Origin of the sequence: Oligella ureolytica DSM 18253 (assembly GCF_000373745.1) — a bacterium.
Taxonomy (GTDB): Bacteria; Pseudomonadota; Gammaproteobacteria; order Burkholderiales; family Burkholderiaceae_B; genus Oligella; species Oligella ureolytica.
Genome location: NZ_KB892333.1, coordinates 1 through 9,283 on the forward strand (window position 1 = coordinate 1; position 9,283 = coordinate 9,283).

General features: G+C 44.1%; 11 protein-coding genes and 3 pseudogenes. 13 read left to right on the forward strand and 1 reads right to left on the reverse strand.

The features are described 5' to 3' along the window. Window positions 1-220 (reverse strand): transposase (locus B092_RS0110920; protein ID WP_018575276.1); only part of this gene is annotated, 220 nt, incomplete at its 3' end. A gap of 211 nt (window positions 221-431) precedes the next feature. Here B092_RS0110920 and B092_RS0110925 point away from each other — a divergent pair. The 13 genes and pseudogenes from B092_RS0110925 to B092_RS16180 form a co-directional block, all read left to right on the forward strand. Beyond that, window positions 432-2,273, forward strand: a complete 1,842-nt coding sequence (locus B092_RS0110925) for a polysaccharide biosynthesis protein (RefSeq protein ID WP_018575277.1) — start codon at window positions 432-434, stop codon at window positions 2,271-2,273. Window positions 2,274-2,315: 42 nt separating this feature from the next. Next, window positions 2,316-2,741, forward strand: a pseudogene (locus tag B092_RS14260) (SDR family NAD(P)-dependent oxidoreductase); the annotation flags it as partial. Between the two features lie 52 nt (window positions 2,742-2,793). Beyond that, window positions 2,794-3,192, forward strand: a complete 399-nt coding sequence (locus tag B092_RS0110935) for a transposase (protein WP_040608485.1) — start codon at window positions 2,794-2,796, stop codon at window positions 3,190-3,192. After that, window positions 3,189-4,271, forward strand: a complete 1,083-nt coding sequence (locus B092_RS0110940; RefSeq protein WP_018575280.1) for an IS3 family transposase — start codon at window positions 3,189-3,191, stop codon at window positions 4,269-4,271. The genes B092_RS0110935 and B092_RS0110940 overlap by 4 nt, the downstream gene beginning before the upstream one ends. Before the next feature lie 41 nt (window positions 4,272-4,312). Then, a pseudogene (gene galE, locus B092_RS14265) lies at window positions 4,313-4,924 on the forward strand (UDP-glucose 4-epimerase GalE); the annotation flags it as partial. Window positions 4,925-4,935: 11 nt separating this feature from the next. Then, window positions 4,936-5,325: a hypothetical protein gene (locus B092_RS0110950; protein WP_018575282.1), complete on the forward strand. Its 390-nt coding sequence runs from the start codon at window positions 4,936-4,938 to the stop codon at window positions 5,323-5,325. A gap of 63 nt (window positions 5,326-5,388) precedes the next feature. Next, the gene (locus tag B092_RS0110955; RefSeq protein WP_018575283.1) at window positions 5,389-5,628 is read left to right on the forward strand and encodes a hypothetical protein; all 240 of its coding nucleotides are present in this window, start codon (window positions 5,389-5,391) and stop codon (window positions 5,626-5,628) included. Between the two features lie 271 nt (window positions 5,629-5,899). Then, the gene (locus B092_RS0110960) at window positions 5,900-6,337 is read left to right on the forward strand and encodes an acyltransferase family protein (protein ID WP_026253742.1); all 438 of its coding nucleotides are present in this window, start codon (window positions 5,900-5,902) and stop codon (window positions 6,335-6,337) included. A 20-nt stretch (window positions 6,338-6,357) separates the two neighbouring features. Next, window positions 6,358-7,029 carry a hypothetical protein gene (locus B092_RS0110965; RefSeq protein WP_147277840.1) on the forward strand — a complete coding sequence of 224 codons (672 nt, stop codon included), beginning with the start codon at window positions 6,358-6,360 and terminating at the stop codon, window positions 7,027-7,029. Between the two features lie 136 nt (window positions 7,030-7,165). Beyond that, on the forward strand, window positions 7,166-7,840 hold the full coding sequence (queC, locus tag B092_RS0110970) for a 7-cyano-7-deazaguanine synthase QueC (protein ID WP_018575285.1): 675 nt from the start codon (window positions 7,166-7,168) through the stop codon (window positions 7,838-7,840). Window positions 7,841-7,865: 25 nt separating this feature from the next. After that, window positions 7,866-8,093: pseudogene (locus B092_RS14270) on the forward strand (6-carboxytetrahydropterin synthase). 59 nt (window positions 8,094-8,152) lie between these two features. After that, window positions 8,153-8,641: a transposase gene (locus B092_RS0110985; protein WP_018575288.1), complete on the forward strand. Its 489-nt coding sequence runs from the start codon at window positions 8,153-8,155 to the stop codon at window positions 8,639-8,641. Window positions 8,642-9,030: 389 nt separating this feature from the next. Next, window positions 9,031-9,283 (forward strand): DDE-type integrase/transposase/recombinase (locus tag B092_RS16180; protein WP_483310404.1); only part of this gene is annotated, 253 nt, incomplete at its 3' end.

Sequence of the window (9,283 nt, forward strand, 5' to 3'; positions counted from 1 at the left end):
CGGTTTCTATCACAGTCGCCAGCTTGGTCTCAGCAGACCAGTTATCCGAATTGCGTTTTTTTGACATGGCATTACCTACTAAATTGACTTGTTTCAGCCAATTATAAAGGGTTGAGGTAGGAATGCTCTCTTGCCTAGCTAGTTCGCTAAGACTCAATGTGTTGTCACTATGAAATTTATTGATCACTGCGTTCTTACGCTCTAGTGAATAACGGCCCATAAATAGTATCCTTACCGCTCTCTTGATTTAAATTTAGAGGGTGACAACTATCCTGACATAGAGAGCGTGTTGGTTCATGATTTAATATCTTCAGATTTTAAGTTTTATGTTGTAGATAGTCTTCATTATAGCTATAAGCATTAGAAAGTTTCTTTCATCGTTTATAATTCAAGTGTTCTGATATAAGTTTCTTTTTTCTTGGTAGATTGTAGTGGCATTTAATCGGCGTTACCGCTCCACCCTTATTTTCTTGTACGATCTTTTAGCGGTTGTAGTGGCATGGTTAGGGGCGCATTTATTGCGGTTCAATTTTGACTTGTATATTGTTTCTTTATATAAGCCATTTTCTTTACTATTAGTTATTTTATTAGTGACGCAACTTGTAGCCTGTCGCTGGGTACGCATGTACCGAGGGATGTGGGTTTTTGCTAGTATGCCTGACTTGGTTAAGGTGACCAAGGTAGTGGGTATCGCTTTTCTACTGTTAGTATTGATTGACGTCTTTGCGCAGAACTACGTACAAATACCACGCTCGATCATTATTTTATATCCTTTATTGTTGCTTTTTATGATGGGTGGCGGTCGCTTTTTATGGCGACTTTATAAGGAATACCTTAACTATGGTCGTGATACGGGTAAGGGTACGCCGGTTGTGATCATTGGTGCAGGTACCTCTGGCGCCATGTTAGTCCGTGAGTTAGAGCGTACCCATGAGTGGAATGTGGTTGCCTTGCTTGATGACGATCGTACCAAGTGGGGACTGGAGATATTAGGCTGCCGTGTTGAAGGTGGTTTAGAACAGTTGCCAGAGGCGCTTGATGTGCATGATGCCAAGCACGTGATTTTTGCCATTACCACTTCATCCAGTGATGTACTTAGAAAGGTAACTAAGCTGGCAACCAGTGCTGGGGCAAGTGTTTATACGGTACCGGGATTACAAGAGTTGATGAGTGGCCGTGTAGCGATTAACATGATGCGACCCGTTAAAATTGAGGATTTGCTAGGCAGAGAACCAGTTTGTATTGACGCTGACGATGTCCAAGTCATGATTAAAGGCAAGACCGTCTTAGTAACCGGTGCCGGTGGTTCAATTGGAAGTGAGCTTTGTCGACAGATTAGTCGTTTTAACCCTGAGCGTCTTATCCTTGTAGAAACCAGTGAGTTTGCGCTGTACCAAATTGAGCAGTGGTTTAGAGATAATCATCCGGAAGTGATGTTGGTGCCACTAGCCGGTGACGTTAAAGACAAAATCCGCATAAATGAGATTTTCTCCCTATGGAAGCCTCAACTCGTGTTCCATGCTGCAGCCTATAAGCACGTACCCCTGATGGAGGTGGGGAATGCTTGGCAAGCAGTGCGCAATAACGTAATGGGTACGATTAACGTAGCCTCTTGCGCTATGCAATATGAGGCTGAGCGCTTTGTATTGATTTCTACTGATAAGGCCGTGAATCCGACCAACGTGATGGGTGCAACCAAGCGAATGGCCGAAATGGTTTGTGAGCTATTACACCTTAAAAATAGTAAAACACTATTTAACATGGTCCGCTTTGGTAATGTCTTAGGTAGTACGGGTAGTGTGATTCCAAAGTTCAAAGAGCAAATCTCGCGTGGCGGTCCAGTCACCGTGACTCACCCAGATATTAATCGATACTTCATGTCCATTCCCGAAGCCGCTCAGTTAGTACTGCAATCCGCATCCATGGGACAGGGCGGTGAAGTATTTGTATTGGATATGGGTGAACCAGTTAAGATTGTTGACCTGGCACGTAATATGATTCATTTATCCGGTTTTACAGAAGATCAAATACGTATCGAGTTTACTGGCCTACGCCCAGGTGAAAAGCTTTATGAAGAGCTACTCACTGATAGTGAAGAAACTCGCGACACACCCCATCCCAAACTACGTATTGCGCGCTCGCGTGATGTGCCTGAGGACTTTTATGAAAGCCTACAACTTTGGTTCAAGCAAGACACCGTGTCTGATGCAGATGTGCGTGCTGGACTGAAGAAATGGGTTCCTGAGTATGTACCTATGAAGTCAGAAGAGTAGTATTTGGGTTTTGAGTTTATTGGCTAAAAGGTCGTTGAAATTATGTACGTTCTTGTTACTGGCGGTGCCGGTTTTATCGGTTCGCACACCGTTGTTGAATTGCTTCAGGCTGGCTATGAGGTTGTTATTATTGATAATTTCAGTAACAGTTCACCTTTAGTCTTATCGCGCATTGAGGAAATCACCGGAAAACGACCGTTACTGATTGAAGGGGACATACGGGATCGTGCGTTGCTGGATGATGTTTTTAAACAACACGAAATTGATGCTGTTGTGCATTTTGCTGGTTTGAAGGCGGTGGGTGAGAGTGTACAACAGCCACTGGAATATTACGATAATAACGTCAGTGGCAGTGTAGTACTCTTCGAAGCAATGCGTGATGCCAGTGTGAAGCGATTAGTGTTTAGCTCATCCGCTACCGTTTACGGTGACCCAGAAGAAATCCCCCCTGTATGTCAACATAGACCTGAGCCACTTGATTTTGAGATAACATATAAATCAGGGCAATCAGGAGCGCATTATGCCAAAACCAGTGACACCGATCGAATCCAAAGTGGAGCCGAATCCTTCCTTAGAAAAACGCACCCGTCGCGTGTTTACGCCCGAGTATAAACTATCCATCATACAGCAAGCCGATGNCTGCAAACACGGTGAGTTAGGTGCGCTGCTGCGTCGTGAAAAACTGTACTCAAATCAATTGGCTCAATGGCGACGAGAGTTAGCCGAAGATGGTCTGGCGGGGTTATCGAAATCAGCCCCCGGTCCTGTACCTAAGAAGACAGCCGAGCAAAAACGCATTGAGCAGCTGGAGAAAGAAGTGGAACGATTGCACCACCAAATGAAGGTGAAAGACGGTTGCCTGATGCTCCAAAAAAAAGCCTTAGCACTGTTGGACAGCTTGGAAGACAAGAAGTCATGATAAACCTAGTGGAAACTCCGTTGCCCGCTGAGGTTTCTGAGCGTGCTGCGTGTGAGGCCTTAGCACTCTGGCGCAATACCTTACGGGCTACCCGTACTCGGTATCACTTCTGTGGACCCGTGAGTCCTTATCGTCAGAAGCGTAAGGATAGTCAACAACCCCGCGCCTTAACAGCCGATGAGCGCGCCGAGGTGCTAGCGGTGTTGACGAGTGAGGAATATCACGATCAGCCACCGACTCAGGTGTATTACAGCTTATTAGGCAAAGGGATTTATCTGTGCTCCATTAGCACCATGCACCGCCTATTACGTAAGGAGGAACTCAACGGTGAGCGTCGTCAGCAACGACCTCCTAGTCCTCAGGCGACGCCACGGCTACTGGATACTGCACCCAATCAGGTGTGGACATGGGATATTGCGAAGCTAGCCACCAAGCGACGTGGTGAGTATCTATCATTGTATGTGGTGATGGATCTGTATAGCCGTCATATCGTAGCGTGGATGCTGTCTCGTAAGGAAAATAGCGCACTCTCCAGTCAACTGATTGCTGAGGCATACGACCGTTATGGCATTAAACCCAATAGCCTAACACTCCATCAGGATCGGGGTGTACCGATGACCGCTCACTGCTACCTTGATTTACTGGGTGAGCTAGCCATTACCGCTAGCCACAGTCGTCCACGGGTAAGTAACGATAACGCCATGAGTGAAGCTCAGTTCAAAACCATGAAATATCAGCCGGACTACCCACGTCGCTTTGAGAGTTACGACCATGCGATGCGCTGGTGTGAAGACTATGTGCAGTGGTACAACCACGATCATCACCATAGTAGTCTCGGTGGATTGACACCGTATCAGGCGTTTAGTGGTGATTATGTCAGACTGGCCAAAACCAAACAGTCTGCCTTGAATAGCATGTATGAGCGTCATCCAGAACGCTTTAGCAACGGGCGTCCTAAGGTGCAGATGCCAGCGACTGAGGTCTTAATTAACCCCGTTCCAGCCGATGCCGATCAGGTAACAATTGAAAAAGGAGTCAACTTCCCGACATTACAACGAGTGATTGAGAAAATAACTTAATTATTTGAAAAGTGGCTCAAATGAGGTTGACATCTTCCGTCCCTATCTCTGAAAATTGTCCTATCGGTGTACCCACCAACCCCTATGGCATGTCTAAGTTGATGGTTGAGCGGATATTGCAAGACCTTGTCGTGGCTGAAGCAGATTTTTCAGTTGCCCTGTTACGCTACTTTAATCCCATCGGTGCACATGAGAGTGGCTTAATCGGTGAAAATCCAAGCGGCATTCCTAATAACTTATTACCCTACGTGACTCAAGTCGCCATCGGTAAGTTGGCGCAACTATCGGTTTTTGGTTCAGACTACCCAACGGTAGACGGTACCGGCGTGCGTGATTATATTCATGTCGTTGACTTGGTCAAGGGGCATTTGGCCGCTCTAGACTACTTGAAAGGTGCGGTAGGTTGCCATGTCTGGAACCTTGGTACTGGACAGGGATACTCTGTTCTTCAAATTATTGAAGCGTTTGAGAAAGCGACCGGTGTGAGCGTACCTTATAAGCTAGTTGAGCGACGTGCTGGTGACATCGCTGAGTGCTGGTCCAATCCTGCTAAGGCGAAGGATGAGTTAGGCTGGGAGGCAGGGTATGGACTGGAGGACATGATGCGCCATAGCTGGAAGTGGCAGAAGGGGAATCCGGAGGGGTTTGAGTAGGGGGGAGTTATATGTGCGAAATAAAAGAAGTTTTAGATAAATTAAGTGATATAAAGCCCTATAAAATAAAGCAAGCATATAGCTACAAAGGTTTGTATCAAGTATCAATAATTATTTATATTTTGTTTGCTGCGGTTGCACTAGCATATTATTTTTATCCTGGGAAAAAACTAGGATATGTTCTTATTTTGTTATATCTATTAGTGAACTTAATGGGGCTGTTATGCATGATAGCCCCTGCTTTTTTAGAGATAAAACATTATTTATTTCGTTGGAAAAAGGTTACGTTAACAGAACTATTAGAGGAAATTAAGCATGATGAAAATAATGCAAAGAGTTTAAGCTTTTTTTTAAACGAACAACTGAATTATACAAGTTATTGGATATTACAAAAAAATTAAAGAATAAACTTAAGAATTAAGACGTTTTTTGGTGAAGAGACTGCAATTATTTCACTGTTAGCTATGTCATTTACTTTTTTTGATGAAAATATTGGATTCAAAAATATTAAAGAAATTTTCTCAATTGATTTACTCTCTTTTAGTGTGACTGAAGCGATAGTATTTTTTAGTGCAATGATTTTTTTAGGCTTTTCTTTAGGAGCTATGTGGATAAAAAGAGTTTCCAGTTATCTGTTATATATAAATGAAATCATTGAGCTAGCTCTGAAGATTAAAGACGCAGAAAAGACTGACTCTCAGTAATTATCTAAGTTTTGCTACTAATTAGTGGGGGGATTACCTAGGACGATGATGATTTGGCACAGGCACTGAAAAAACCTCAACCGACTGTTCGTTCATTACAGGATTCACTGATGGTGTCGTGAGTGTTGCGAGATTAGTTTTGTAGCGACTTTCTTTATCCTCTTGAAATAACAGGTACCAAAGAGGGACATTTGTACACAGAGTTTTACAGCAAAGGGTAGTATTGATTGCTAGGCTTTGATAGTAAATCATCTTACTCTGTAGCCAAGGTATGAATACAACAGTAACCTCTTATACAAGACATCGTTTTAACGACCGTGAATCAACTGCACTAAATTATGCTAAAGCGATAGGGATTATTACCGTCGTGATTGGGCATTTTCGTGGCGTGCCTTTTAATTATTTTCAGCCCTATATGTATCATATGCCACTGTTTTTCTTTCTGGGCGGTGTCTTTATTAATGAGTTCCGAAGTCTCTATCAACATAGTGTGGGTCTAGTCAAAAAGCATGCTCTTTATATTGTGTATGTTTATGCGCTGATAGGGGCAGTCATTTGGTTTATCCATTTGTTTTACCCAATTGGCTATACGTCGCTTTGGCGTGGCGGATTGCTTGAGAGTGTTTTTATCCGATTGAGTCCAATTTTCACGGGGGGAGCTATTTTGTTGTCGCTTGGTTCCTCTTTGCCTATATGCTGGGCTCATTGACCTGCTTACTACTGATTAAAGTGAGTAACCTGTTTACTCCATCAAAGCGAATGGCTAATGTCTTGGTATTTGCGATGGCCATGTTAGCTGCTTATGTTGGGATAGAGGTTCTATCTCCGGCCTATCGTGAGACGGAGGTCTTTTATTTAAATATCGCCTCTCAAGTATCAGTGGCCTCATCCTTTATTCTTCTAGGTTACCTTGTTAGGTCTTACCTATTTAAAATGACCAATCTTTATGGATTTGTGGTGGCCTTTTGTTTACTTTATATTTTAAAAGAGTATGAGTTAAGTGCGTCGATGGGCATGGTATGGAGCATTTATCGGGTTGATTGGTTTGTCCATCTCATCACGGCATCAATCGGTATTTATGCGGTTCTATTTATTTCGAAGGTATTGGCAGGTCAAGAGAAAATGCCTTTGTTTGAGTTGGTCGGCATTCACTCCAAGAGCGTGATGTCTTTTCACATCTTGGTTTTTGTCCTTATCGATATTGTGTTTTTTGAATTGGGTTTATACGATATCGCTGAAACAAAGGTGTTAACTCATTATGTGTCGGGCTATTCGTGGCCGATTTATATGATTGGGGGTACCTTAGTTCCGGTGTTAGTGATTATCTGCTGGAATAGCTTGGTTCAATGGACTCGCTTGAGAATAAATGAAGGGTTAAACCTCAAGATGGTGTATGTATAAAAAACTGAGGCTAGGCTCGCTGCTTTTAATTGATGCTTTATCATTTGGCTGAACATAGTATACTAGCCCCCAGCGCGGTTCGGAATCCTCCCGCGCCGTTCGATTTTGAACGAAACTAAAACTACGGAAATTTATCATGTCATTTTCAGATCAAGCACTGGTCATCTTTTCAGGTGGCCAGGACTCAACGACCTGTTTATTACAGGCATTGGCTCAGTATGGGCCCAATCAAGTTCAGACCATCAGTTTTATTTATGGACAACGCCACTCGATTGAGATGGATTGTGCGCAAGCCATTGCTCAGGATTTGGGCGTTAAGCAAACGGTCATGGATTTATCACTGATCGGTCAAATTACCAGCAATGCCTTGATGGACGATCAAGCAACCATTGAAGAAACAGCAGATGGTCCGCCCAATACCATGGTGGATGGGCGTAATGCCTTATTCCTAATGTATGCCGGGATTTATGCAAAATCTCAGGGTATTAAGCATATTTATCTTGGTGTGAGCGAGACGGATTTTAGCGGTTACCCCGATTGTCGTGATGTCTTTGTAAAGTCCATGAATGTCACGCTCAATCTTTCCATGGGTTATGATTTTCAGATTCATACGCCATTGATGAATCTGACTAAGGCGCAGGCTTGGGCCTTGGCAGATGAACTCGGTTATTTAGACTACGTACGTGAGAAAACGCATACCTGCTATTTAGGTGTAAAAGGCGGTTGTGGCGAATGTCCTAGTTGTGTGCTGCGCAATGACGGTTTACGTGAGTACTTAGCGACTAAGGAGGCAAGCTATGAAAATTGTTAAAACCTTCAGCTTTGATATTGCCCACATGTTGGATTGTCACGATGGTAAATGCAAAAACTTGCATGGACATACTTATCAATTAGAGGTTGAGGTCAGTGGCCCCTTAATTGAGGAAGGTCCCAAATAGGGGATGGTGATTGATTTTTCGGACCTGAAGCAGGCAGTCAAAGAATGGGTGGTTGACCCGATGGACCATGCCTTTTTATACCATACAAAAAGTGAGCGTGAAACAGCGCCCCCTCTGTCACACTAGTTGTCTGATTTTCTGATTTTTATATTTCATGTAATTGAGGGAGCGGTTAGAGTCTTACAATGTCATCTTACAGTCCAGAATTTAAAGCGCAGATTGTTAAAAAAATGATGCCACCGAATAACCAAAGTGTGGCTCAAATTAGCCGAGAAAGCGGTATTCACGTATCCACTTTATATAGTTGGAAAAAACAGCTACAAGCCAGAGGATTTGTTGTGCCTGCAAAAGAATCACGTCCTGACCAATGGGACACCAAGGCGAAGTTAGCCGCTATTATTCAAACAGCCAGTATGAACGAGGCCGAGCGGTCGAGTTATTGTCGCGAGCATGGTATCTATCCTGAGCAGTTAGATGCTTGGCGGGTCGAGATTGAAGCCTTCGATATGGAGGCAGGGCCTGTGACTAAGGCGGTCTTAGCGGCTGAGCGTAAAAAGAGTCGTCAGCTAGAAAAGGAATTAAGACGCAAGGAGAAGGCCTTAGCTGAAACGGCTGCCTTATTNACCTTATCAAAAAAAGCCCGGGCTATCTGGGGCAACGACGAGGAAGACTGATTCCTGAGCCGATGAAACAGGTAGCCGTGAACTTAATTGAAGAAGCTGTTAAGGCGGGAGCACGACGCCATCAAGCGTGCGACATCCTAGGCATTAGTTGTCGTACGTTATTGCGTTGGCAAGCGGCAGGTGACGACTTGGCCGATAAGCGTCGACAGACGAATAATCGTCACTATACGCATGCATTAACGCAAGAGGAAAAGCATCACATCCTTGCCCTATGTAATCAGCCAGAATATCAAAGCTTGCCACCTTCTCAAATCGTNCCTAAATTGGCTGATAAAGGGATTTATATTGCGTCTGAATCCTCGTTTTACCGAGTCTTGAGAACGCATGGCCAGCTAAATCGCCGTGGTCGAGCACAGCCACCACGACAGGTACCTAAGCCTATGTCGTGGGTAGCCACGGCAGCCAACCAAGTATGGTCATGGGACATCACCTATCTACCGAGTGCAGTTCGTGGGCAGTTCTATCGCTTGTATATGACGATGGATATCTACAGTCGTCTGATTACTGGTTGGGAGATTCACCTAGAAGAGTCGGCTCAACACGCAGCGACTCTGATCAGCAAGGCGTGTCTGAAACATGGAATCCGAAAAGACCAGCTCATCTTACACTCAGATAATGGTAGTCCGATGAAAG